The following is a 23206-nucleotide window of genomic DNA, read 5'->3' on the forward strand; positions in this document are numbered from 1 at the left end:
TTAAAAATACTTATTTAACATGGTAACATTAACACCCGCTTGTGTAAAGAACTTATCATATAAAAAAGAGCGGTTTAAACCGCTCTTTTTTATATGATTTACACAGTTATTATTTTTTTAAAATTCAATGCCCCGACGTGCGCGAATACCTTTCTCAAATGCATGCTTGATCAGTTTCATTTCAGTTACTGTATCAGCAATCGCAATAACCTCCGGACGCGCATTGCGTCCCGTCAAAACAATGTTCAATCGTTCCGGACGTTTTTTTATTAAATCGACGACATCTTCCACCCGTAACAGACCGAAATCCACCGCGTAATTAACTTCATCCAAAATAATCAGGTCCCATTGATCCGACATCACTTCGTTTTTGACCGTCTCCCACGCAGCACGTGCTTTTTCCTGATGCTGTTGAAACTCTTTCTGACCACCGTCTTTTTTATTGTGACGTACGAACCCGTTTCCTAAAGGATGAATTTCCACATCCGGCGACAATCGCTCCAACGCACTGAGTTCGCCGTATTTCCAAGCGCCTTTGATAAATTGTAATATCAGCACCTTTTGGCCGTTGCCTACAGCTCGCAAAGCAAGTCCCAATGCGGCGGTAGTTTTGCCTTTACCATTGCCGGTATTTACCAATACTAAACCTTTATCCATTTAATCTCCCCTGCCGATAGTCATGACAAATAGTCAAGAAGCGTCGCGCCGCTTGCGGAGAGCCATCCCACGCCAAATGTAAGTACGATGCCAATACATTTTGTGAAACATACCCTTCCTTATGCGGTGTGACATTGCGACTACCGATCAATTCGTATGCCCATGGATATGTTTCGTCGTTCTCCGGAAGTAACGTTGAGAAGTGAAATTCATGCCCGCGTAGAGTCGCTCCTTTTGTCGCGATAATGCTGTCCTGTTGCGCGGTCGCCGTCACATAGCCGACACGCTGCAACTTATTTTCCATTTGCGTCGTTGCAGGTACGATACCCGTCAACGGGTATCGGGTACCGGCAAAATCCGTCACGCTTTCGCAAAGGTACATCAAGCCTCCGCATTCCGCGTAAATCGGCATACCATCGTCAGCCGCTTGCTTCATTTCCGTAAGCATCTCCCGGTTTTCGCTCAATGCATCCAAAAACATCTCCGGGAAACCGCCGCCCAAAATGATTCCGTCAATATCAGGCGGCAATTCTTTGTCAGTTAACGGACTGAAATGAACTAATTCAGCCCCCAACCGCTCCAAATATTGCAAGCTGGTCGGATAATAAAAGGAAAATGCCGCATCATGCGCTACGGCGATCCTTACCTTTATCGGTTCGTCAAGCTCCTGTCGCGATTCGATACTAAGATCCGGTGCTTGTTCGGCCGCGGCGCGCAAACGATCCAAATCAATAGATTCATGCATGACTTTCGCCATCTGTTGAATCACGGCAGTCGGATCGGTTTCCGTCACCGGCGTCAATCCCAAGTGCCGTTCCGGCGTTTGGAGCAAATCATTACGATGAATAATACCTAAGACCGGAATCCCCAGCTGTTCAATGCTTTCCCGAACCATTTCGGCATGTTTCGGTGAGCCGACACGATTAACGATTACGCCTGCCAACCGAACATCCGGGTCATAATTTTTATACCCAAGCGCAATAGCACCGGCACTTTGTCCCATTGACTGCACATTAATAACCAGTATGACCGGCGCCTGCAGACGTTTCGCGATAGCGGCAGTACTACTGATACCGGCAGAGCCTCCATCGTATAGGCCCATGACTCCTTCAATGATCGAAAGTTCTGCGCCCTCACTTAACCGCGTAAAATTTTCCGCCAGTTTTTCCTCCGGTACCAACCAAGTATCAAGGTTATATGAATCCCGCCCGGACGCCAGCGCATGAAAGCCGGGGTCAATGTAATCCGGCCCTACTTTAAATGGCTGAACAGCATGTCCGGACTGCGTCAATGCCGCGAGCAAACCGGTTACAATCGTCGTTTTTCCTACACCGCTGTTCGTTCCGGCAATCACCACTCGTGGTCGGTGGAAGGTTGTCATTAGTGACTCCGTTTCGCTAAGATTGTCGATAAATAATTTAACTTTGTATCTTCCGGCAAGGCACGCAAATCGCGATATATGATCTCATCCGGCAAGCCTGCACGCGAAATCATAATCGCATCATCAATCAAGTTGTATTTTTCCATCAGCTTTTTAATTATCGGCCAAGTTTTATAAACTTTCATAATAACCAAACTGTCGCTGACCGCAATGACACGTTCCAATTTTTCTGCATCCGCAGTACCGGGTAAAATGGTAATAACGTCTTCCTGATCGCCGACTGTCCGTCCGATACGAGAAGCAATCGCCAAAAAAGCAGGGATGCCCGGAATAGTTTCGATGGGATATTCCGTTTTCTTTAGTGCTCTAAAAATGTACATGTATGTACTGTACAACATGGGATCACCGAGCGTTAAAAACGCGATATCCTTGCCCTCCGCCAACAATCCGGAAATAATTTTACGGTTTTCCTCCCAGGCTCTTTCCTGAACTGTCATGTCCGGAACCATCGGGAAAACGATAGGGATAACTTCCGTTGATTTTTTGATAAAAGGCTTGGCAATTTGGTAGGCAACCGAATCGGTTTTCTTCTCCGTTTTCGGAACGATAATCACGTCGACATGCTCCAGTGTCCGTACCGCTTTAACCGTTAGAAACTCTGAATCCCCGGGCCCTACACCAATTCCATATAATGTTCCTGTTTGCATACTAACCCCCACAAATTTTAAATAATAGAAGGAATCGCCGGTCGCCCATGTGAGCGACCTCGATACCTTTCACTGATTGCATCATCCAAGTGCTGCATATATAGCTTGAGTATATCTTCAATTTGTCCCAAAGACTGCCAATCCTCTTCAACAATAAAACCGTATTCTAACAACTTTTGAACAACACTTTCTTCTTTACTAAATATATCCACACTTACGTGTTCACCCGCATGGAAAAAGAGGGGTTTAACATGAATCTTACGAATTCCCGCAAAACGCATTTGCTTTGCCGCTTCACGCCATTCGGGAAATCCCTCCAGTGTTCCTATCCAGACATTATCATAGCCCAACTGATTCGCTTTAAGTTGTAACGCCGAATAAACCGCCTGCGCAGGATGATTCGTCCCGTGAGCTAATAGCAAGAGTCCTTCCTGCGGTGCGGAGGGGATCACATCCTTCAGCGTGTCTAAAAGCAATTGATAGTCATCCGGCCGTTCGTCCCCCTGACCGATAAAATACAATAAAGGTCGACCGATCACCAAACGTCGAAAAACAAGGTCTGCTTTCCATTTATACACCAGTTGCATTATTTTCGAGTATTCCGCCCCCGGGATAATGTGCAAGGGTTGATACGCTACCTCACGATATCCTTCCGACGCCAAATGGTAAAACATGGCCCGTTCGCTGTAAAACTTTTCCCCTTCTTGTTTCGAGATTCGGTCGATGACAATCCGACTTGTAAAGGCGATGTATACGTCCCAATCCGGATATGCTTTTTGAGTCAAGTTCTGCATATGTTTCAGCGTGCGTCTACGTTCGTCTGTTAGCGTCGTACCAAAACTCGTCAGCACAATCGCTTTATCATTCATCATGTCCCTCCCAAATATTCTGCTCTGTCCCTTATTTCCATTGTGTTGCTTCATTAATGCTTTCCGAATCGGCAGCTCTGCTGGCTTAAAGTACATCATAATTAATGTCGTACTGACTTCCGGCATTAGACAGGCAGGATGGTTTTGACGCCGTATAATGTGTATATTACCAATCCATATAATACCATTGTCGTACAAGCGATGCGAATTACAGTTTCTTAGCGTGAATGTTGTTTCAAGCCAAAGCTTACACGCACACGAGATCGTGTTTCGACCGGGGATCCGTTAACCGTCCCGGGCGCAAAGCGCCATCGATATACGGCATCCACTGCTGCCTGATCCAGCGCTGCATTTCCTGATGATTCGGCTACCCATGCGCTCGTTACGGATCCTTGCGCTCCAATTACCAATTCTACACCTACGGTGCCTTCAATATTGGCTCCACGGGCGGATTCCGGATACTTCGGGTCGGGAGCGGAAAGTATGGATGGGCTTGTAGGCGGAGCAGTATTCGAGCCCACACCAGATCCTGTGCCTGATCCGGTCCCTGAACCGATGCCGGATCCTCTCCCGGAACCGATACCGCTACCCGTACCGCTACCTATGCCCGATCCATGTCCGGTTCCCTGACCTGTGCCGGAGCCGGATCGTGAACGTCGAACACGATGTTTTCGCATCGGCTTTGCCGGGGATTGTTCCGGCGTCGATGCGTAAGCATCATGAATTGGCGCTTCTACGTTTTCATCAATACTTTCTTCTGTGCTTTCCCAATCATCGTATTCATCTAAATCATCCGGAAATGTCGACGTGTTCTGTGCGGCAATATCGGAGCCGCCGCCACCACCGCCACCCGGGTCATAAATCTCGACTACCACGGGATCGAGAGATACGTGTTCCGGTGTTGGTGCAAAGTGAATCGCAACTCCGAATAAAGCAAAAACAATAGCATGCGCCAGAAGAGATCCTGTTATAGGCTTGCCCCAGCCCTCATTTTCACCATAATACATAACAACCTCAAGGTTGCGGCGCAGCCGGCGCCGGTTTCGCCCCATCGGTAGCGATACCGATGCGCGAAATGCCTGACAGCTTTACCTGATCCAAAACATACATAAAATTATTGTATTGCGATTCCGCATCCGCGCGCACCAAAATCGCCAGTTGTGGATTTCTGGCTTTTTCTACTTCAATGCGTCGCCGCAAGTCCTCTGCATGTATTGGTTCCTGTTCAAAGTAAATCGTACCGTCTTTTTTTATACTGATCGGCACGGTAGTTTCCATACTCACTTTAGCGGATTGTGTCTTGGGCAAGGACAAATCCACTGATTTTTGAACCACCATGGTAAGCATACTCATCATAAAAAACACAAGCAAGAAAAAGATGATATCAATCATCGGGATAATCATCAGCTTCGGTTGCTTGCTTACCCGCATTTCTCTAAGCTTCATTTGCCTCACCGTCCACATGGGCCAGGTAAACAGATGCTAAACGCTCCATATCGGAAACAAGATTATCCAAACGGTGCGCCAAATACGTATGCACAACCAGAGCCAAGATGGCCACCAACAAACCGGTTGCCGTTGCTACCAGTGCTTCCCCGACACCGGCAGTGATAGCAAAAGGCTGCCCTTCAGAAACGGATAAAATGCTGAACGAATTAATCATCCCGGTCACTGTGCCCAATAATCCCAATAGCGGAGACATTGTAACGATGACATCCAAATAATTTAAATAGTTGCGCAATAAAGATGCGCCATGGGCGGCGCTGCCTTCGACAACGGCAGTTTGGCTGGCGCCGGTATGAAGATGCCCTACTGCGTCACGAATCGCCATCGCCGGGAATCCGCCATCCTCATCCAAGATCTGCTTCAAACCGCTAAGATCGTTTTGATGCAGCAGGACCGGAATTTCTTCGACTAATTTCGAGATGTCTGATTCTGCTTTTTGGTAATAACGAAATCGCTCAATCCCGATTGCAATGACTAAAATCGAACACAGTAGCAACGGATACATTACCAAGCCGCCTGCATTGAATAAATGAAGTGCGTCACTCATACTGTTCTCCTCCCTGTTCTCATTTTATGATGAGAATTCTCAAAGCATAAAACCATGAAGTTTATAATAAATCACAATATCAAAATACCACAGTTAACGATTGATGTAAATGCATTCCCATCATTTTCTGGCAATGAACCTGACCTATTGAGGATTTCGTGCAAGTATTGAATGGACTCTCCTCCATCTTTAAAACTCCGGTTCGTATGAATAAGATGCCCGTCGCCAACACAGCTCCCGGCTATTCAGCTCAATACATCTAAAAGTTCCACAAGTTCAGAATCGGTAGATTGTATTCCCTGCCACCACAAACTTTTTACAGTCCCTTGAGTCATTTGTAAATAAAAATGTGAAAAAGCAACATCGAAATAACTGTGTTGCTTTTTCACATCTTTAATGTTGGTAGTGATCTTGGACAATGCGTAATACTTTTTCATCCGATAAATCTTTGACGTGATAATAGGTCGCCCCCATGGAAGAGGACAATTTCTTAGCGATCCCCATGCTGATGAAATCTGTTTCGGTATCAATCACCACCATGGCCGCTCCGGTACGACGTAACTTTTCTCCCAGTTCGATCGCCTCGTCCACCGGGTTACCGCCCGAGAGCGAAGAAGTTGCACGGCCGTCAGTCACCAAGAGAAATACCGGTCGTACTTCCGGATCTTGAAATTTCAATTGTGCAAGCACGGCAAGCGACATTTCAAGCGCAGCCGCCAACGGTGTTTTACCGCCCGTAGGTAATTCCTTCAGAGCTTTTTGTGCCAAATCAATACTGCGCGTCACGGGCAATAGAAGTTCCGCCGTATTGCGCCGAAATGTTATCAGACCGATGCGATCACGCTTTTGATAGGCTTCTTGCAAAAGGCCGTAAATGGCCCCTTTTACCGCGCCCATACGATGCTTTGCTCCCATAGACCCCGACGCATCCACACAAAACAAAAACACGGTTCCGGTGCGTTTTTCGCGCACTTTCTGACGTAAGTCATCCTTTTCGAGGGCAATGGCCAAGCCATGCTTTTCCCGTTGCTTTTGGTACGGCGCAGCAGCACGAATGGTTGCATCCAGCGCAAGGTCGGTAACTTCGTGAGCCATCGGCACGGCACGAATGTAGCGCCCCTGTTTTAAATCTGTCTTCGTTCGTTGCCGTTTTCCCGAACCTTTACGCTTAAAACGATCCACATTCATCGTGACTTGCAGCTGTAACGCCGAAAACGCTTTATTGATATCTTCCCAAGTTTCCGGCGGCAGCGGCATTTGTGGATTTGGCGGCGTATCGGCTTCATGGGAGTCATCATCATTGGTATCAAAGTCGTTATCTTCCGGCAAATTGGACGGAGGAGGCGGCAATTCTCGTGCATCATTTTGCGGTGGCATCTCCGCAGAATCATCATCAGACTGATCCGGCGGTTGCGGCGGTTGTTGCTCCGGCTGTTCCTGCGATGCATGTTCGGGTTGATGCATACGATGCGGTAACACAAAATACGCCGCTCGTTCCATGTCATCGGGTATCAAGAAATTGCGGCCGGCAAGAGCCGCTACCGCTTTCGTCGCTTCCAGTAAAATAATGTCCCCGCGATGACCGGCAAGCCACGCATTTTCACTATATACAGCCGCCAACTGCAGCATGGGCGCCGGCACCTCCATTTGCGGAATGATGGCTTGTGCCGTTATTACTTTTTTGCGCAACTTTTCGGTTTCTTCTGCATAGCGTTGTACAAAGGCGATGCGATCTTTTTCGTACGCTAAAACGCGACGAACAATCTCCTGTCGTTTGGCAGGGTCGGTTTCCGCCTGCGCATTGACAAACATCCCGAACCGATCCAAAAGCGCATCGCTCAACGTTCCCTCTTGGGGATTCATCGTACCGACCAGCATGAAGTCGGTAGGATGAGAATAGGAAAGTCCTTCGCGTTCGATTTTGTTTTCATGCGTCTCATGAACCTGCAAAATCGCCGCTAAAAGGTCTCGCCGCAGAAGATTGATTTCATCGATGTATAAAATTTGTTGATCCGCTTTGGCAAGTAAGCCGGGTAAAAATATACGCTTACCATCGGCTAACGTTTTTTCCAAGTCAATATGACCGAAGACGCGGTCTTCCGTTGCGGAAAGCGGTAATTCCACCAAAGTCTGCTCCGTTAATGCCATCGCGGAGCGCAGTAGTGTGCTTTTCGCTGTCGCCTTGCTTCCGGAAATCAGCAGGCCTCCGATCTTCGGATTGACTAAAGCCAGGAGAATGGCTTCTTTTACATCATCCTGGCCGACCACGGCAACAAACGGATAGATATACGGATAGCTCATGACGCTTGGCCGTTCAAAACCTGATCAATCACGGTAAAGTCGATGCCGGTTTCTTCAAACGGTTTACGGCGCATACGGTGCGGCAAAACAAGTTCCGCCGCTGCCTTCAAATCTGCCAACGTCACTTCGCTGCGGCCGTCAAAAGCGGCGATCGTCATGGCGGTTTTGAGCATCGTAATATCGGCTCGATGACCGTCGACGTCTAATGCCACGGAAAGTTCCGCCGTTTTTGCCAGCGCTTCATCAGGAACTTGAACCGTAGGCAGGAGCACACGGGCGCGGTGAATCTTTTTTTCCAATTGCTTTTGTTCTTCCGCGTATTCTTCCGCAAATTTTTCCGGGTCGGCTTCATATGCCAAGCGACGTTTAATAACCTCTACACGTTGCTGCGCATCGTGTTCGCCAACAACTTCGACGGAAAGTCCGAAACGATCCAATAATTGTGGACGAATATCACCTTCTTCGGGGTTCATCGTACCGATTAAGACAAATTTAGCTGGGTGCGACATGGAAACGCCTTCGCGTTCTACGGTATTAACCCCCATTGCGGCGGCATCCAACAATACGTCAACAACATGATCATCCAGCAGATTGATTTCATCCACATATAAAATATTTCGATTCGCATCTGCCAAAATGCCCGGCTCAAATTTCTTTTTGCCTTGCGAAATAGCATGTTCTAAATCCAATGTGCCAACGACACGATCTTCCGTCGCGTTGACCGGCAATTCAACTACTTTCATGCGTGTTTCATAGGTGGCAAGAGTTTCGCCCGCAGCCTGTCGTTCCATACAGTCACTGCAGAAAAGCCCAGGTTCTTCCGGATCACAACGGAATTGGCAATCTTTTACTGCATCAATCGGCGGCAAAACATCGGCCAATGCACGAACTGCAGTAGATTTTGCCGTACCTTTTTCTCCTTTAATAAGAACTCCGCCGATCGCAGGATTAATGGCATTTAAAAGCAACGCTTTTTTCATGCGTTCCTGACCTACAATAGCAGTAAATGGGTAGTTTTGACGTTTCATACGACAACTCCTTTGTGAATAATATCTTTCTGCTCTCGATGAATAAATATTTTCTTTAATACACATTCCGCTTCCTGCGCTTGTTTGCTTTTGACCCAGCGAGCATAACACCCGCCACCGCAAACTTTCAAGCAATCGCATTCACGACATTGCTCGAGCATCTCTTCGAGACGTTCATGAACGGTTTGCATACATTCGGTCTGAATTTCTTCTTTATAAGAGCCCAAGCGAAACTCCGGCTGGCCGGACAAGGAGGCACAGGCATAGCAGTCACCGCTCGGATCCACATATAATGCACGATTGGTAAGGGCATAACAATGACCAAACGGAGCCAATTTTCCATCTATCAATAGGCGAATTCGTTCACTGTGGGAAAAGGTAATTTTTTTACCTGTTTTTCGATAAAACCAATCCGCTTTCTGAAGCACTTTGACCAAAGCAGCCTGCATTTCGTCGCCGGTAACGGTATCGGATACGCTCGCCCGCCCCTGCGGCCGTAAAATATCAAAGCCGATGCGAAATACATTCCCTGCATAATAGGCCATGGGGATTAACGAATCTAAATGCCGGATATTATGCCGACCCACTACACAGGTAATGCCTACGCCCAGACCGGCATCACGTAAAATGGATAGCCCGCGCATGATATGGTGTGCTGTACCTGTATCGTCAGGATAAATTCGAGCCGCATTATTACGTGTTACGTCCCCATCCAAGCTCACACCGATGCCAATTTTGTGCTTCGCAAAATATTCCGCGACGGCCGGCGTAATCAGGCTGGCATTTGTCTGGATTTGCCACTTAATATAGTAATTTTTTTCGGCGGCATACTCAACAGCGTAGCACAATCGGTCAAAAGCCAACAAAGGCTCCCCTCCGGTTAATTGTACAGTCACCGCTTTTCCGTTAGCCGCGGCCATATCCAATGCCCAACGAATGGCGGCATGAGGCAGTTTGACAAGTGCTTGATTCGCTGCATAACAGTAACGGCATTTAAAATTGCAGGCTCCGGTTAACGCCAGAATTACAAATTCCGGAGTCAAATAACACCACTTCCCCTTTTTCTTTTGCACGAAGGTCCTCATGCGCATCGCATACGCGCCAGATTGTGTCCGGTATCGGCAAAGCGCGGAAAGAACCGACGAATTTTTTCAAAGCTGTACTTGGCTCATCAGCAATTGGTTGAGCTTCATTATCATAATACACTGTTTTTGCTTTCGACAAAACAATTTTTAATAAATCATCGTTTCTTGACGTCAATGCCCATAATAAAACATCCTACATTCCTGCAGTTTTGGACTTGCTCCGACCATTTCGCGTAGGTTAATATTGCTGCTTCAAATATTTGCGCCTCATATCTCGCCAAGTTTTATGTTTGTACATTAATCACCGTAAAACATATGACTCTGCGATGCAGTTCCCGCATGGCAGTAACTGCTTGTATATCATTCCCGAGTCCCCGGCAGAGGTTTCCTAATCCCCTTGCATAACTGTGCCGGCCAATGATAATGTGCTGTCTTCTAAAAAAGCACGCAAATATGCGGTAGTCGAACATACCAGATCACTACTGACTGTTCCTGCACAAAAGCTCTCTGCCACCGCAGAGAGCTTTTATATTCCATGACAGCTTATTATTTCCTCCCAACGCAAGCTATCTCGGGCACGAAATTGCGTTCCAACAAATACGTATTTATGAGAATCAACAACTTCCCTAATAAGCTCAACAAATGGGCAATGATTTTAATATTAAGAAAAAATCATTGTGTATGTAAATGCGGTAACAATTATGCCTGACTGACTACTCGAATTTGCTGAGTCTCAAAAGCATCGGCAATATCTTTACGAAATTTTCCTTCCAACATTGTCCGATTTATTTCTCGACGGGTAATCAAAAGCAATCTTTTCCCATCATAATTAATGCGCAATAATGAATTAATGTATGTTTCGAAATCTTTCTTTTCCATTTTCTCTTGCAGTTTTTTTAGAGCGTTTGCAATCGGCCCTTCTTGATATTCAGTGCGCTCCGTTACGGGTACAAAATGTACTTCATAAAGCGAGTCTGAATATCCTTTATCCGCAGTGGAACGTCGTTCGAGATCAATCGCCATATATTTCCCTCCTTATGCGCGCATTATAACATATTTACTTGCATAAAGAGATGTTTTCGATAAACTATTTCAATATAAACTTAGTCAAGTATTGAGAATCTATATTTATATTTATAATATAATTTTTCAAAAATGTTGACAACTGTTTTTGGAGAGATTATCATGATGTTAATTAAAGATTATGCGGTGCACTTAAAACTGGTGCCCGGGGAACATCAGTTTTTGTAGGAGGTGAAGGTGCCTCCCCGCGAAAGTTTTGTTTTTAAATATCAATACAAAGGAGTCATTCAAATGAACAAACAATGGAAACGATTTATGGCGGCTACATTTTGTGCTGCGATTCTGACAGGATTCGGTAGTTTCGGCGTAAACGCAGCATATGAATTAAGTGCTGAAGTAAAACAGCCGACCCCTGCCTTGCTTACTGCCACCGAAATCGGTGTAAAAGTGCGCGAAAACACCGCTATGCAGAATCTGCAAAACAAAGATGCCATTTTAATTACCAGCTTCGGTACTACTTTTAAAGATACTCGCGCCAAAACGATTGACGCCGTAGTAAATAAAATTAAGAAAGCCTTTCCGCACAAAGAAGTTCGTGTTGCCTTTACCAGCCATATCATTATTGACCGCATCATGAAACATGAAGGTATCCAATATTACACCCCTGAACAGGCTTATGATAATCTGAAAAAGGACGGCTACAATCGCATTGCTATCGTTCCTTTCAATATCATCCCGGGAATCGAATATGACTACAGTGTAGAGGCGGCTAATCTCCAACAGAAAAATTTCAAAAAAATCGCTGTAGCAACACCGGTTATGTATTACATGGGTCAGGAAGACCAGCCGGATCAAATCAATGATTTTCTAAATGCGCTTAAATATCAATTGCCGCAACATATGCAGAAAAACGAAGCGGTACTCTTTATGGCACACGGTACCCCGCATCCGGGTAACGCGTTTTACTCCGTTATTCAGGACCGCCTGGAAATGATGGGCATGAAAAATGCTTACGTTTATTCGGTAGAAGGCCGTCCTAATCTCGATGATGTGATTCCGCATCTTAAAGCCAATAAAATTCAAAAAGTAACCTTGATGCCGATCATGATGGTCGCCGGTGATCATGCCAATAACGACATGGCGGGTGACGAACCGGATAGCCACAAAATGATTTTGCAAAAAGAAGGTTTTAAAGTAAATACTTACATTCGCGGCTTGGGCGAAAATCCGAAAATCCAGGACTTGTTTGTAGAACGCGCCCGCGAAGCGGTACAAGCATTAGATACGAAAGAAGCAAAGGTTCCTTACACGCCGATGCATTCCAAAAAGCACTGAGTATGATATAATAAATGCGCCCTCATTGCAGGGCGCATTTATTATTGGAGGTAAATATGAAATCAATGATTAAAGTTTTAGCCTTATTCTGTTGCTTATTACTTTGTGTAGGCTGTAAATCTACATCGACAGATGCCACGCAAAACGGTGCACAAACTTATCAGTTTAAAGATCAATCTATCACTCTGCAAGAACGTCCCAAACGAGTTATTACTCTTTCTGATTCTTTATTAAACATGTACTATGCAGTCGGTGGCACTGTTGTTGCACGCCCGACTTCAAATAATGAATTGCCGGAGGCCGCACAAAATGTTCCTGAAATTGGGCACGTTTCCCATATCAATTCAGAAGCTTTGATTGCCAATAAACCGGACTTAGTACTTGGACTTTCACAACAACACAAAAAATTGGAATCCATTCTCGAAGCCAATCATATTCCCCACCTGCTTCTCAACTACGAAGGAATCGATGACAATGTTCCGCTTTTAGAGTTTTTAGGAAGTGTGGCAGGAAACAAGGATAAGGCAAAATCAGTTATTAGAGATTATGAAAAAAGGATGCAGGAAGTAGCTGCCCTTGGTCATCAGCAAAAGCCGCTGCGTGTTGCTATTCTTCGTGCTACCGGTAAAGATGTGACCGCAGAAACACCTCTTTCCATTACCGCATCCATGATTAACAAGCTCGGCATGCAAAATGTACTTGCCGAAAAATCACTTCCGGCAGATGCGAAAACCATTCCGTACAGCTTGGAAGTACTTACTGCCGATAACCCCGATGTTATCTTTATTGTTACCATGGGCAAAATGGAACAAATTACAGCCCGTATGGCGGAGGAAATGACCAACAATCCCGCTTGGAATCAGTTGCAAGCGGTACAAAAAGGTAAAGTATTCTATTTACCCAGCGAACTATACCTTCTTAATCCGGGCATCAAAACACCTGAAGCAATGCAAAACTTATTGGAAAAAGCGTATCCTGAGTTAAAGAAATAATAATAAAAAAGAGTGCTCATTTATGAGCACTCTTTTTTATTGCGCCGAAAAACGGGTTAAACCGTCAACATAACAATAAGGACTTCCGTCACGATCAGCAATTTCCGCTTCCACTCCGTACACATCACGCATCAATTTTTCCGTTAAAATGGCTTTCGGAGCTCCCCACGCATAAATTCCACCTTTTCCCAATACAAGCAGACGGTGCGAATATTTGGCGGCATGATTAACATCATGCAATACCATGACTACCGTTACTTCATTGCTACGATTAATACGTTGCAAAAGCTCCATGACTTCCAGTTGATGACTTAAGTCAAGATAGGTAGTCGGTTCATCCAGCATAATAATTTCCGGTTCCTGTGCCAACGCCATCGCGATTCGTGCTCGCTGGCGTTCGCCGCCGGACAATGACTGAATATTGCGGTCTTTCAAATGCCATACACGAGTATTCTGCAATGCTTCCTGCACAATTTTACGATCGTAATCACTTTGCGGCTTCCACCACGCCTGATATGGATAGCGTCCACACCCAACCCATTCTTCCACCGTCATGTCGCCCGGCGGCGTAGCTGACTGCGGCAAAAAAGCGACCTTACGTGCAAGCTCAGACGGACTAAACTCTTCTAACGTCTGTCCCGAATACGCAACCTCCCCCTGATCACGCTTCTGAATACCAAGCATGGCACGTAACAGTGTGGACTTACCGCAGCCGTTCGCACCGAGAATCGTCAAAATCTCACCGCGTTCCACTGTGTAGCTGATATCGCGAATGACGTTGTGTCCGCCAAAAGACACCGCCACATTATCTACTTTGATAATACTCATTCGCCCCTCCTCAGCAAGTATAAAAAGAAAGGCGCTCCGAGAAATGCCATAATAATTCCTACAGGTACTTCAATCGGTGCAAAGGCGACACGCCCCAACGTATCCGAAAGTACCATCACAGCAGCACCGCCGAGTACCGATCCCGGCAATAGAAAACGATGATCGCTACCGATCAAAAGGCGTACCATATGCGGTACTACCAAGCCGACAAAACCGATCAATCCGGAGATACTCACAGCGGCGGCGGCAAGCAAAGCGGCTACACCTGTCATAAAAAAGCGTACGCGCTCGACGCGCATACCAAGTGAACGTGCGGTTTCATCCCCCAAACTTAAAATATTCAGCTGTTTTGCGCCCGCAAATGCAATGAGAACACCGAGGATTGTATACGGCACAAGTATTTCCACTTGAGGCCAGCTGCGAGCGGATAAACCGCCGACCATCCACAACAACGCGCCTTGGACTCGGTCACCGTAAAAAATCAGCAATGCTGAAATACCGCTGCCCAAAAAAGCATTGACGGCAACACCGGCTAAAATAATCCGCAACGGACGAATCCCGTTTTTCCAGGCTAACGCATAAACAAACAAAGCCGATCCCATAGCGCCCAAAAAGGCAATGGGCGTGACAAGATACGTAAGATGCGGAAACAACACCAGCATAACGACACCGGCCAAACCCGCACCGCTCGACACCCCGACAATACCCGGATCGGCAAGTGGATTTTTCATAACGGCTTGCAAAATAGCGCCGGCTACTGCCAAATTGGCTCCGACTAATGCCCCAACCAAATTCCGCGGGAAACGGATATTCCAAATAATGGGTCCCGATGTGCCGCTGCGATCTCCTCCCAAGATTTCCAAAATGCGGGAAAGATCAATCGGCGTTGCGCCAAAAGCAAGACTTCCGATCAGCGCCGCTACCAAGATCACAGCCAATGTTATCAGCACAATCCATCGCCACGTGAAACGTTCTCCGCGTTTATCAGTAGCGTCTGCAGCTTTTACATTCATCATAAGAATTATTTATTCGGTTCAATGTACAGCATTTGCGTGCGCTGTACCAATAAATACAATAATGCATTAATCACGGAGGCCGCAATCGGGCTTCCGCCTTTATTCCCGCGAACAGTCACAAAAGGAACCGGCGCCTGCTCCACCAAAGCTTCTTTCGACTCCGCGGCACCGACAAAACCCACCGGAATACCGACGATCAGTACCGGACGAATATTTTCTTCCGAGCATAAACGCAATACTTCATACAATGCAGTCGGCGCATTGCCGATCGCGACAATATTTCCATCCAATCGCTTCCCGTACGCGCGCATTGCTGCAATCGAACGAGTAATACCTTCCGCTTTAGCCGCTTCAGCGATCTCCGGTGCGGAAACCTGGCAAAAAACTTCTCCCCCCAGCTGCGCAAGTGCTTTTTTATTGATACCTGTGCGGACCATTTCAACATCACAGTAAATATCCGCACCATTTTTCAAAGCGTTGAGACCGGCGGCAACGGCATCCTGACTCGTAGTGACCAGTTTGGCATATTCAACATCCCCCGAAGCATGAATGGTTCGTGAGTAGACCGCAATCTCCTCTTCACTCAAATCCATACCTTCTAAATAGGGACGAATAATTTTCATGCTTTTATCTTCAATTTCCTTCGGCTGTTTTACGTACTCCATCATAATTCCTCCCATGCCTTAATAACGTCTTTAACCGATGTCAAAACAGGATATTCAGACCGGTTGATCGGCCGATCGATGACCACAATGGCCGCTCCTGTCTCCATCGCGGCCGTGAGTTTGGTATCGGTACCGCCAACGAGCCCACTATTTTTCATTACAATGACATCTGCCTGCGTATCAGTAAACATCGCTCGATTCATCGCCAATGAAAACGGCCCTTGTATCGCCACGATATACTTGGGCGTTAAGCCCAGGTTTTTGCATTGTGCAACAACTTCCGGCGTAGGCAAAACACGAGCCCATATTTCTTTGCCGGAAAGTGCTTTTGACTGCATAAAAACAGGCAATGTTTTAGAACCGGTCGTCAGATAAATGCGTTTTCCAAGCGATGCAGCAAGCTCAGCCGCTTCATATTCATCTTTCGCATGATATAAACGAGCGTAATCAGGGAGCGGTACTTCAGGACGCTCATATCGCAAATACCGAATGCTTGTAGCTTTGGCTGCTGCCTGCGCCATTTGCGAAACAATCGCCGCATACGGATGACTGGCATCTACCACGCAGTCAATCTGATATGTACCTATCAACTCTTCCATTTGGTCTTGGGTAAGTCGCCCTACCAACACCTGATCAACTCCCGGCGCTGCAAGCAATTTCCCATATTGACTGATTACCGTCACAATGACCTTTTCACCGCTGTGGCGTTTTAATTCTGCCGCCAATTCACGCCCGTCTTGCGTACCGGCAATGACCCAAATCATAATTCGTAGCCGCGCGGCGTAATCATTCGGCCGTTTTTAACAAAGGTACGGCTATTACCGATGATAACTGTCGACTGCATATCCACATCTTGCGCGGCCAATTCAGCTAATGTTGTAATCGTATAGGACATCCCTGCGCGTCCTGCTTTGCGAACGATACCGGCCGGCGTTTGCGGATCTTTAATTGTCAATAAGATATCGCAAATTTCATCCAAATGCTTCGCACGGCCACGACTGCGAGGATTGTATAAGACAATCACAAAATCCCCTTCGCCCGCTAAACGTGCACGTTTTTTGATTAAATCCCACGGCGTCAAAAGATCACTCAAACTGATCACCGCATAGTCGTGCATTAACGGTGCCCCTAAAATCGCACCTGCCGTATTACCGGCGGTGAGTCCCGGAATAATTTCACAATCCGGATGTGCTTGTGCGGGGAGTTTGTCTATTAATTCCAAAACAAGTCCTGCCATACCGTATACGCCGGGATCTCCGGAAGAAACGACAACGACACGCTTTCCCTGACTGGCAAGTTCGACCGCGCGTTGGCAGCGATCAACTTCTTGCTTCATGCCGGTGCCGACTTGTTCTTTATCCGAAATCAGATCGTCAATCAGCTTCATATACGTATGGTATCCAACAACGATTTCTGCATCGCGAATCGCATCATGGGCGCGCGGCGTCAATTCTGCGGCGTGTCCCGGTCCGATTCCCACGACAGCGATGTAGCCTCGGCAATTGCCACCGTCGTTCGTTGAAATTTTGTTTTCGGTAAAAGCAGCTGTGACCTTTTGGTCTTCAGAATGGCTGCTGTTTCGCATACATTTCCCACTCCAATCGTATTCTTTACAAAGGAAGATTCCTCTAAATGATATTGTTCCGCCACTTTGAGTAGTGCTTCCGGCGGATAAAATGCAATCGGCCGCCGATACTGTTCCGCCAATGCAAGCAAACCGGCTTCATGTTCTTTCACAGTTGTCGAAACAATCCCTGCAAGAGCTAACGGACTGCGTCCAATTTGCGAGCACGCTTGGCATAGTGCGTCGGCAAGTATCTCTTGCAAAGTATCTTTTCGGCACCCCATACCGACCACCAACGTCGGTGGTCGCAAATACAGATGCGACAACGCAGGCCTTACATCGGTCCGATCGGTAATGACGACAGCTCCTACTGCCGCAGTTTGTGCAAGCTCTGCCAGCGGTTTTGCCGCAACGCCGAATGACGTCAGAATATTTTTTATCTCTGCTGCCAGCGGCATTCTCTCATCGACGAAATAGTCTACCGTTTCCCCGCGAGCAATCGCTCCATTGATCGTTTTCAAGGCGGAAATCGGCTCCACACGGGCTTGTAAATGACGAGCTATCGCATCCGGCGCAACTTTTCCGTGCACATCGGTCGCGGTGGTAATCACTGGTGTAGCGCCTATTATTTCTGCCACTTCGCGCGCATAGTCATTGGCGCCGCCCAAATGTCCGGAAAGAACCGAAATAACAAATGTTCCCAATTCATCCACACCAAGAATCGCGGGATCTACGGTTTTGTGCTGCACATGCGGCGCAATCGCGCGGACCGTGATCCCCAATGCCATGATGTAGATAATTAAGTCATAGCGCGTAAAAATATCCGTTGTGAGTGCCATAACACGCGTAAAGTACTTCGCTTCGGCACCGCTTGCGTACTCTTTTCTTTCATAAAGATCGACATCTGCTTGCAGCGAGGCAGCTATCTTTTCGGCAAGTTTGGCGCCGGCTTGAGAAACGGATATAATCGCACATTTCATGACTTCGGCACGTCCTCTTTCGCGTCACGGAACATATGACTGAACGATCTGTCATAAAGTTTTGATAAATGGTATTCACTTTGCAGTACTCGCCCGACAATAATCATCGCCTGGCGGATAACGCCGGCCTCGCGGACCTGATCGGCAATCGTTGCAAGAGTCCCACGCAAAATCTTTTGATCCGGCCAAGAGGCTCGAATCACTATCGCCACCGGTGTATCTTCGCTGTATCCGCCTTCGATAAGTTGCTCGACAACGTTATCCATCATTTGTACGGAAAGGAAAATGCACATCGTTGCCTGATGCTGCGCCAAGTACGAAAGGCGCTCCTTCTCCGGCATCGGCGTACGTCCTTCCAAACGAGTGATGATCACTGTCTGCGATACGTTCGGCAACGTATATTCCTGCTTTAATGCCGCCGCGCTGGCCAAAAATGAACTCACGCCCGGAATCACTTCGTATTCAATTCCCAGCGGTTTCAATGCATCCATTTGCTCTTGAATCGCACCGTAAATGGCAGGATCTCCTGTATGCACGCGCGCCACAATTTTACCCTCCGCGCAAGCTTTTTTTGTGACATCAAGAACTTCGTCCAAGTTCATCTGCGCGCTGTTATAAATCGTTGCGTCTTCTTTACAGTAGGTAAGAATTTCAGGATTCACCAACGAGCCTGCATAGATAACAACATCCGCCTCGCTGATAAGTCGCTGACCTTTCATGGTAATCAGTTCCGGATCACCGGGACCTGCCCCAATGAAATAAACTTGCGTCATACTTCCTCCTTCGTCAGTTGCGCCTGCACAATTAAAATTGGGCTGAGCGGTTGGTAAAGATGGTACGGCCCCGCCTTACGCAACCGATTAATCTGTACTTGTACCGCATCATATTGCCATTTCCGTTCTTTGCAAAGGGCAAGCAGCTGCGCCGTCGTTTCCGCAGTCACCGCTGTAGCCACAACTCTTCCACCTGTAGTCAGTAGCTCTTCCAGGCGGGAAAAAATGGCCGGCAATTGTCCACCCGAGCCTCCAATAATAGCGACATCGATAGGCGGAAGATCCCACAAAGCATCCGGTGCTTTACCGTGAATTATTTCAAGGTTGGTGCAACCGAACTGTTCCGCATTACGACGAATTAGTTCAACGCCCTCGGGATTTCGCTCAATCGCATAAACTTTCCCCTTTGTTGCAGCAAGCGCCGCCTCTATGCTGATTGAACCCGTTCCCGCGCCGATATCCACGACCGTGTCTTCCGGCCGGATACCCGCTTTGACCATAACCAGCGCACGAATCTCCGCTTTCGTCATCGGTACATTACCGCGAATAAATTTTTCATCCGCAAGACCAAATACTGAGCTCATCCTTGTACCACCACCACCGCTTCCGTAAAATCGGGCCATTCCGCCCCTTCTTCAAGAGTTCCTTCCTGCTTTCGTTCATCTTCATAGCTAATGCGCTCCAGCATCGCCACATGCGCTTCCTTAGGCCAGCCGGCAGACATCAACACTCGGCAAATAAAAGCACCGGATTGTTTCCGATCTGTCAAAAACGCAACTTTTCGCCCCGGTTCATACGCCAATTCGGAGTCATTCGGTGTACGACCGTGAAAACTCAACCAATCGGCATCCTGCCACGTTTCCGCTAATCGCGCAAATGCGACCTGCACGCTGGAAAGGCCTGGTATCACTTCGATTGCAACGTCCGGAAATGTTCGCTTCAGCCAGCCTAAAAGGCTGTAATAGCCGGGGTCGCCACTGACTAAAACTGCGACGCGAAGATGTTCTGAAAGTCGTTCCAATTCGGTTTTCAAATCGCCAAGCTTTCCCGTAATTGGAATTTTCTGCTGCCATTCAGAGGCCAGTGTGTCCAGTGCTCGGCGGCCGCCTACTACGGCATCGGCGGTGGCTATCTCTTTTTGTGCGGCGGGAATCATATACTCCGGAGATCCCGGACCGATACCGACCACTACGAGTTTCGTAACCACGGTTTAGCCTCCATAAATTCTTTGGCAAAACTGCTTTGCGCTAAAATTTCGCCCTGCATTGTCACAAATATCACGCCTACTTTAGCCTCTTCGTGCACAAAACGTTGGGCGCGCACCTGCGCACGTTCAGCGAGTTGAGGATAAATGGCCTCGAGATTGTTGGCCCGAATAATTTCTGCCGCACCGTCAGTCGTCGAGCAAGCAAGAATTTCTTTTACCGTTGCTGCATCTGCACCGTTCAAAGCGGCGTACGCTGCCAGTGTTTCCATGCGCCCGTCGCTCATGCGATTATGCGTATGAAAGCTCCCTGACGCGACTTTGATCAATTTTCCCAAATGACCGATCAAAATAATCTCTCGGATGTCTTTGTCCACGGCTTCTTCCAGCATAAAACCGATAAAGTTGCTGGTTTCAACGAGGTCGGTGACCGGTAAATCATAAATTTTACGAGCGGCATCATAACCAATCCGGCCGGGAGTCATAACGCACCAACGCTGATGCGCGGCACGCAAAACGGTAAATTGAGGAATTAATGACTTTTTATAGGCTTCTTCACTCATCGGCTTGACAATTCCTGACGTGCCGATAATGGAAATGCCACCCATGACTCCCAACACCGGATTCAGTGTTTTCTTTGCCAATGCTTCACCGGCAGGTACGGAAACAGTCACTTTCCAACCGGTGCCCTCATCCGCCAACTCTTCATAAACTCGCTTCATCATCCAGCGCGGTCCCGGATTGATCGCGGCATCTCCCACTTTTACTTGCAACCCCGGTCGCGTCACTGTCCCTACACCTACACCCGCGATAAAAGTGATTCCGGGCGTCGTTGTTACTTCAAGAGAAACGACAATCGGCGTGCCGTGCGTGACATCCATATCATCACCCGCATCTTTGATGACAGTCGCTGAACCGATGCCCTCAATCACTTGGCTTTTCTCAATTGGCAACGTCAACGCTCGATGCTGGGGCGACTCCACTGTAACAGTTTTTGGGAATTCTCCACGCAAGGCCAATGCAGCTGCTTTTAAAGCGGCCGCCGCACTGGTGCCGGTAGTGAACCCTTCTCGCAATTTTTTCTTTGCCATAATACTCAACGATAATTGACAAACTGTAAATCCACAGGGAAATCGGTTGCCTTCAATACGGCAATTACCTCTTGTAAAGCATCCTTATCTTTCCCCGTAACGCGAACCTGATCCGCCATAATTTGGGCAGTCACTTTAAGCTTCCTATCCTTGATCAGCTTGGTAACTTTCTTCGCGTTATCTTGATCCAATCCTTGTTTTAATTTCCACTCCTGACGAACTGTGCCACCTGAAGCCGGAACAATTTTCCCTTCATCAAGATTTTTCAAACTTACGCCACGCTTCACAAGCTTACCTCGTAACACCTCCTGCACAGCGCCCAATTTATACTCATCATCACTTACCAAAGTAATGGTGTCATCGGCAAATGTAAGTTCGCTTTTACTGTTACGAAAATCGTAACGCGTGGTAATTTCTTTGCGTGCTTGTTGCACTGCATTTGTTACTTCTTGCAAATCAACGGTTGAGATAACATCAAACGAATATTCTTTTGCCATTTCGTTCCTCCTTCAGACCATAGATATATTTATTATAGCATATACGAAAGGCTTTTCCGCTGGGATTGCATGCACTTAAAAAGACCTCACAAATGTGAGGTCTTTTTAAGTGATTAGTGTTTTTGTAAAAAATCCGGAACCGCAATGCCGCCGCGCGCATTCGCTGCGTAGTCCTGTTTTTTCTTCACATCTTCAAAACCGGTTGCAATGACGGTAATTCGTACTTCGTCACCCATCTCCGGATTAATGGACGTACCCCAGATAATATTTGCATCCGGATCAGCCGCGTCCGAAATAATTTGCGCCGCTTCGTTGATTTCGAGCAAGCCCAAATCATCACTGCCCGTAACACTGATAATAATACCTTTGGCACCGTCGATAGTGCGCTCCAAAAGCGGGCTCGAAATGGCCGCTTTAGCAGCATCTACCGCACGGTTTTCACCGCTGGCAGTACCAATACCCATTAGAGCTTCGCCTTGATCGGTCATAATCGTTTTGACGTCGGCAAAGTCAAGATTAATGACACCCGGTACAGTAATCAGGTCGGAGATTCCTTGCACGCCTTGACGTAACACATCGTCGGCCATACGGAACGCATCCTGGATGCTGACTTTTTTATCTACGGCTTGCAACAGACGCTCATTCGGCACAATGATGATGGTATCTACTTTTTCTTTCAAATATTCAATACCGGAATTAGCATTGCGCATACGTACAGTGCCTTCAAACATAAATGGCTTAGTAACTACGGCAACGGTTAATGCGCCCATTTCTTTCGCGCATTCTGCTACGATCGGTGCACCGCCTGTACCCGTACCACCGCCCATACCGGCTGTTACGAAAACCATGTCAGCACCCTGCAACGCTTTCATGATTTCTTCCTTGCTTTCTTCCGCCGCTGCTTCACCAATTTCAGGTTTCGCTCCGGCGCCAAGACCTTTGGTCAGCTTTTCGCCTAATTGTAATTTTTTTTCTGCTTTCGACGTATCCAAAATTTGGACTTCAGTATTGGCCGCAAGAAAATCGACACCTTGCACATTGGCCTCGATCATTCGATTCACTGCGTTATTGCCGGCGCCGCCTACACCGATCACTTTAATATTCGCCAAGTCACCCATCCGACTTCCTCCTTCTGTTTGCCGTGTGTTGATTGTTCT

25 protein-coding genes are annotated in these 23206 nt (G+C 47.2%); 2 read left to right on the forward strand and 23 right to left on the reverse strand.

Going from position 1 to position 23206, the window contains the following annotated elements; translation table 11 throughout:
• Positions 1-117: 117 nt before the first annotated feature.
• The 11 genes from cobO to HNR45_RS01460 all read right to left on the reverse strand — a co-directional run bounded on the left by cobO (position 118) and on the right by HNR45_RS01460 (position 11104).
• Positions 118-657: a cob(I)yrinic acid a,c-diamide adenosyltransferase gene (cobO, locus tag HNR45_RS01405; RefSeq protein ID WP_159821851.1), complete on the reverse strand. Its 540-nt coding sequence runs from the start codon at positions 655-657 to the stop codon at positions 118-120.
• A complete protein-coding gene (locus HNR45_RS01410) occupies positions 650-2038 on the reverse strand; it encodes a cobyrinic acid a,c-diamide synthase CobB (RefSeq protein WP_159821849.1) in 1389 nt (462 codons plus the stop codon). Before HNR45_RS01410 ends, cobO begins: the two co-directional genes overlap by 8 nt.
• On the reverse strand, positions 2038-2745 hold the full coding sequence (gene cobI / locus HNR45_RS01415) for a precorrin-2 C(20)-methyltransferase (protein ID WP_034436049.1): 708 nt from the start codon (positions 2743-2745) through the stop codon (positions 2038-2040). Before cobI ends, HNR45_RS01410 begins: the two co-directional genes overlap by 1 nt.
• Positions 2746-2762: 17 nt before the next feature.
• Entirely contained in the window at positions 2763-3614 is an 852-nt protein-coding gene (locus HNR45_RS01420; protein WP_034436047.1) for a sirohydrochlorin cobaltochelatase, read from the reverse strand.
• A gap of 218 nt (positions 3615-3832) precedes the next feature.
• Positions 3833-4621, reverse strand: coding sequence for an energy transducer TonB (locus tag HNR45_RS01425; protein WP_052098441.1), 789 nt, complete (start codon positions 4619-4621; stop codon positions 3833-3835).
• A 7-nt stretch (positions 4622-4628) separates the two neighbouring features.
• Positions 4629-5060, reverse strand: coding sequence for an ExbD/TolR family protein (locus tag HNR45_RS01430; protein ID WP_034436045.1), 432 nt, complete (start codon positions 5058-5060; stop codon positions 4629-4631).
• Positions 5050-5667, reverse strand: coding sequence for a MotA/TolQ/ExbB proton channel family protein (locus tag HNR45_RS01435; RefSeq protein ID WP_200841478.1), 618 nt, complete (start codon positions 5665-5667; stop codon positions 5050-5052). Before HNR45_RS01435 ends, HNR45_RS01430 begins: the two co-directional genes overlap by 11 nt.
• Before the next feature lie 393 nt (positions 5668-6060).
• Positions 6061-7968: a VWA domain-containing protein gene (locus HNR45_RS01440; RefSeq protein WP_024048998.1), complete on the reverse strand. Its 1908-nt coding sequence runs from the start codon at positions 7966-7968 to the stop codon at positions 6061-6063.
• The gene (locus tag HNR45_RS01445) at positions 7965-8996 is read right to left on the reverse strand and encodes a magnesium chelatase ATPase subunit I (RefSeq protein ID WP_024048999.1); all 1032 of its coding nucleotides are present in this window, start codon (positions 8994-8996) and stop codon (positions 7965-7967) included. Before HNR45_RS01445 ends, HNR45_RS01440 begins: the two co-directional genes overlap by 4 nt.
• Positions 8993-10069: a radical SAM/SPASM domain-containing protein gene (locus HNR45_RS01450; RefSeq protein ID WP_159821847.1), complete on the reverse strand. Its 1077-nt coding sequence runs from the start codon at positions 10067-10069 to the stop codon at positions 8993-8995. The genes HNR45_RS01445 and HNR45_RS01450 overlap by 4 nt, the downstream gene beginning before the upstream one ends.
• A 711-nt stretch (positions 10070-10780) precedes the next feature.
• Positions 10781-11104 (reverse strand): hypothetical protein, encoded by a 324-nt coding sequence (locus HNR45_RS01460; RefSeq protein ID WP_159821845.1) that lies wholly within the window; start codon positions 11102-11104, stop codon positions 10781-10783.
• Between the two features lie 291 nt (positions 11105-11395).
• Between HNR45_RS01460 and HNR45_RS01465 the strand changes: the two genes are divergently transcribed.
• Both HNR45_RS01465 and HNR45_RS01470 read left to right on the forward strand, forming a co-directional pair.
• Positions 11396-12439, forward strand: a complete 1044-nt coding sequence (locus HNR45_RS01465; protein ID WP_159821843.1) for a sirohydrochlorin cobaltochelatase — start codon at positions 11396-11398, stop codon at positions 12437-12439.
• Between the two features lie 56 nt (positions 12440-12495).
• Positions 12496-13431: an ABC transporter substrate-binding protein gene (locus HNR45_RS01470; protein ID WP_159821841.1), complete on the forward strand. Its 936-nt coding sequence runs from the start codon at positions 12496-12498 to the stop codon at positions 13429-13431.
• Between the two features lie 36 nt (positions 13432-13467).
• On the opposite strand, the gene HNR45_RS01475 is transcribed toward HNR45_RS01470, so the two are convergent.
• The 12 genes from HNR45_RS01475 to ftsZ all read right to left on the reverse strand — a co-directional run bounded on the left by HNR45_RS01475 (position 13468) and on the right by ftsZ (position 23167).
• The gene (locus HNR45_RS01475) at positions 13468-14259 is read right to left on the reverse strand and encodes an ABC transporter ATP-binding protein (RefSeq protein WP_159821839.1); all 792 of its coding nucleotides are present in this window, start codon (positions 14257-14259) and stop codon (positions 13468-13470) included.
• Positions 14256-15272 (reverse strand): FecCD family ABC transporter permease, encoded by a 1017-nt coding sequence (locus HNR45_RS01480; protein ID WP_184327505.1) that lies wholly within the window; start codon positions 15270-15272, stop codon positions 14256-14258. The genes HNR45_RS01475 and HNR45_RS01480 overlap by 4 nt, the downstream gene beginning before the upstream one ends.
• 8 nt (positions 15273-15280) lie before the next feature.
• Positions 15281-15940, reverse strand: a complete 660-nt coding sequence (locus HNR45_RS01485) for a precorrin-8X methylmutase (protein ID WP_036467446.1) — start codon at positions 15938-15940, stop codon at positions 15281-15283.
• The gene (cobK, locus tag HNR45_RS01490) at positions 15940-16704 is read right to left on the reverse strand and encodes a precorrin-6A reductase (RefSeq protein WP_024049007.1); all 765 of its coding nucleotides are present in this window, start codon (positions 16702-16704) and stop codon (positions 15940-15942) included. The genes HNR45_RS01485 and cobK overlap by 1 nt, the downstream gene beginning before the upstream one ends.
• Positions 16701-17390 carry a precorrin-3B C(17)-methyltransferase gene (gene cobJ, locus HNR45_RS01495; protein ID WP_036467498.1) on the reverse strand — a complete coding sequence of 230 codons (690 nt, stop codon included), beginning with the start codon at positions 17388-17390 and terminating at the stop codon, positions 16701-16703. Before cobJ ends, cobK begins: the two co-directional genes overlap by 4 nt.
• Positions 17387-18484: a cobalt-precorrin 5A hydrolase gene (locus tag HNR45_RS01500; RefSeq protein WP_024049009.1), complete on the reverse strand. Its 1098-nt coding sequence runs from the start codon at positions 18482-18484 to the stop codon at positions 17387-17389. Before HNR45_RS01500 ends, cobJ begins: the two co-directional genes overlap by 4 nt.
• Positions 18481-19257 (reverse strand): precorrin-4 C(11)-methyltransferase, encoded by a 777-nt coding sequence (gene cobM, locus HNR45_RS01505; RefSeq protein WP_024049010.1) that lies wholly within the window; start codon positions 19255-19257, stop codon positions 18481-18483. Before cobM ends, HNR45_RS01500 begins: the two co-directional genes overlap by 4 nt.
• On the reverse strand, positions 19254-19841 hold the full coding sequence (cbiT, locus tag HNR45_RS01510) for a precorrin-6Y C5,15-methyltransferase (decarboxylating) subunit CbiT (RefSeq protein ID WP_159821835.1): 588 nt from the start codon (positions 19839-19841) through the stop codon (positions 19254-19256). The genes cobM and cbiT overlap by 4 nt, the downstream gene beginning before the upstream one ends.
• Complete coding sequence (gene cbiE, locus HNR45_RS01515; RefSeq protein WP_024049012.1) at positions 19838-20464, reverse strand: precorrin-6y C5,15-methyltransferase (decarboxylating) subunit CbiE; 627 nt, start codon at positions 20462-20464, stop codon at positions 19838-19840. The genes cbiT and cbiE overlap by 4 nt, the downstream gene beginning before the upstream one ends.
• A complete protein-coding gene (gene cbiD, locus HNR45_RS01520; protein ID WP_024049013.1) occupies positions 20446-21552 on the reverse strand; it encodes a cobalt-precorrin-5B (C(1))-methyltransferase CbiD in 1107 nt (368 codons plus the stop codon). Before cbiD ends, cbiE begins: the two co-directional genes overlap by 19 nt.
• Before the next feature lie 5 nt (positions 21553-21557).
• Positions 21558-22049 carry a YajQ family cyclic di-GMP-binding protein gene (locus HNR45_RS01525; protein ID WP_024049014.1) on the reverse strand — a complete coding sequence of 164 codons (492 nt, stop codon included), beginning with the start codon at positions 22047-22049 and terminating at the stop codon, positions 21558-21560.
• A 113-nt stretch (positions 22050-22162) separates the two neighbouring features.
• On the reverse strand, positions 22163-23167 hold the full coding sequence (gene ftsZ / locus HNR45_RS01530; RefSeq protein WP_024049015.1) for a cell division protein FtsZ: 1005 nt from the start codon (positions 23165-23167) through the stop codon (positions 22163-22165).
• Positions 23168-23206: the final 39 nt, after the last annotated feature.

The organism is Negativicoccus succinicivorans (assembly GCF_014207605.1).
Taxonomy (GTDB): Bacteria; Bacillota; Negativicutes; order Veillonellales; family Negativicoccaceae; genus Negativicoccus; species Negativicoccus succinicivorans.

Bases quoted from the DNA above. Each gene is read 5' to 3' on its own strand.
- cobO (WP_159821851.1), bottom strand. From the start codon at position 657: ATGGATAAAGGTTTAGTATTGGTAAATACCGGCAATGGTAAAGGCAAA.
- HNR45_RS01410 (WP_159821849.1), bottom strand. From the start codon at position 2,038: ATGACAACCTTCCACCGACCACGAGTGGTGATTGCCGGAACGAACAGC.
- cobI (WP_034436049.1), bottom strand. From the start codon at position 2,745: ATGCAAACAGGAACATTATATGGAATTGGTGTAGGGCCCGGGGATTCA.
- HNR45_RS01420 (WP_034436047.1), bottom strand. From the start codon at position 3,614: ATGAATGATAAAGCGATTGTGCTGACGAGTTTTGGTACGACGCTAACA.
- HNR45_RS01425 (WP_052098441.1), bottom strand. From the start codon at position 4,621: ATGTATTATGGTGAAAATGAGGGCTGGGGCAAGCCTATAACAGGATCT.
- HNR45_RS01430 (WP_034436045.1), bottom strand. From the start codon at position 5,060: ATGAAGCTTAGAGAAATGCGGGTAAGCAAGCAACCGAAGCTGATGATT.
- HNR45_RS01435 (WP_200841478.1), bottom strand. From the start codon at position 5,667: ATGAGTGACGCACTTCATTTATTCAATGCAGGCGGCTTGGTAATGTAT.
- HNR45_RS01440 (WP_024048998.1), bottom strand. From the start codon at position 7,968: ATGAGCTATCCGTATATCTATCCGTTTGTTGCCGTGGTCGGCCAGGAT.
- HNR45_RS01445 (WP_024048999.1), bottom strand. From the start codon at position 8,996: ATGAAACGTCAAAACTACCCATTTACTGCTATTGTAGGTCAGGAACGC.
- HNR45_RS01460 (WP_159821845.1), bottom strand. From the start codon at position 11,104: ATGGCGATTGATCTCGAACGACGTTCCACTGCGGATAAAGGATATTCA.
- HNR45_RS01465 (WP_159821843.1), top strand. From the start codon at position 11,396: ATGAACAAACAATGGAAACGATTTATGGCGGCTACATTTTGTGCTGCG.
- HNR45_RS01470 (WP_159821841.1), top strand. From the start codon at position 12,496: ATGAAATCAATGATTAAAGTTTTAGCCTTATTCTGTTGCTTATTACTT.
- HNR45_RS01475 (WP_159821839.1), bottom strand. From the start codon at position 14,259: ATGAGTATTATCAAAGTAGATAATGTGGCGGTGTCTTTTGGCGGACAC.
- HNR45_RS01480 (WP_184327505.1), bottom strand. From the start codon at position 15,272: ATGAATGTAAAAGCTGCAGACGCTACTGATAAACGCGGAGAACGTTTC.
- HNR45_RS01485 (WP_036467446.1), bottom strand. From the start codon at position 15,940: ATGGAGTACGTAAAACAGCCGAAGGAAATTGAAGATAAAAGCATGAAA.
- cobK (WP_024049007.1), bottom strand. From the start codon at position 16,704: ATGATTTGGGTCATTGCCGGTACGCAAGACGGGCGTGAATTGGCGGCA.
- HNR45_RS01500 (WP_024049009.1), bottom strand. From the start codon at position 18,484: ATGAAATGTGCGATTATATCCGTTTCTCAAGCCGGCGCCAAACTTGCC.
- cobM (WP_024049010.1), bottom strand. From the start codon at position 19,257: ATGACGCAAGTTTATTTCATTGGGGCAGGTCCCGGTGATCCGGAACTG.
- cbiT (WP_159821835.1), bottom strand. From the start codon at position 19,841: ATGAGCTCAGTATTTGGTCTTGCGGATGAAAAATTTATTCGCGGTAAT.
- cbiD (WP_024049013.1), bottom strand. From the start codon at position 21,552: ATGGCAAAGAAAAAATTGCGAGAAGGGTTCACTACCGGCACCAGTGCG.
- HNR45_RS01525 (WP_024049014.1), bottom strand. From the start codon at position 22,049: ATGGCAAAAGAATATTCGTTTGATGTTATCTCAACCGTTGATTTGCAA.
- ftsZ (WP_024049015.1), bottom strand. From the start codon at position 23,167: ATGGGTGACTTGGCGAATATTAAAGTGATCGGTGTAGGCGGCGCCGGC.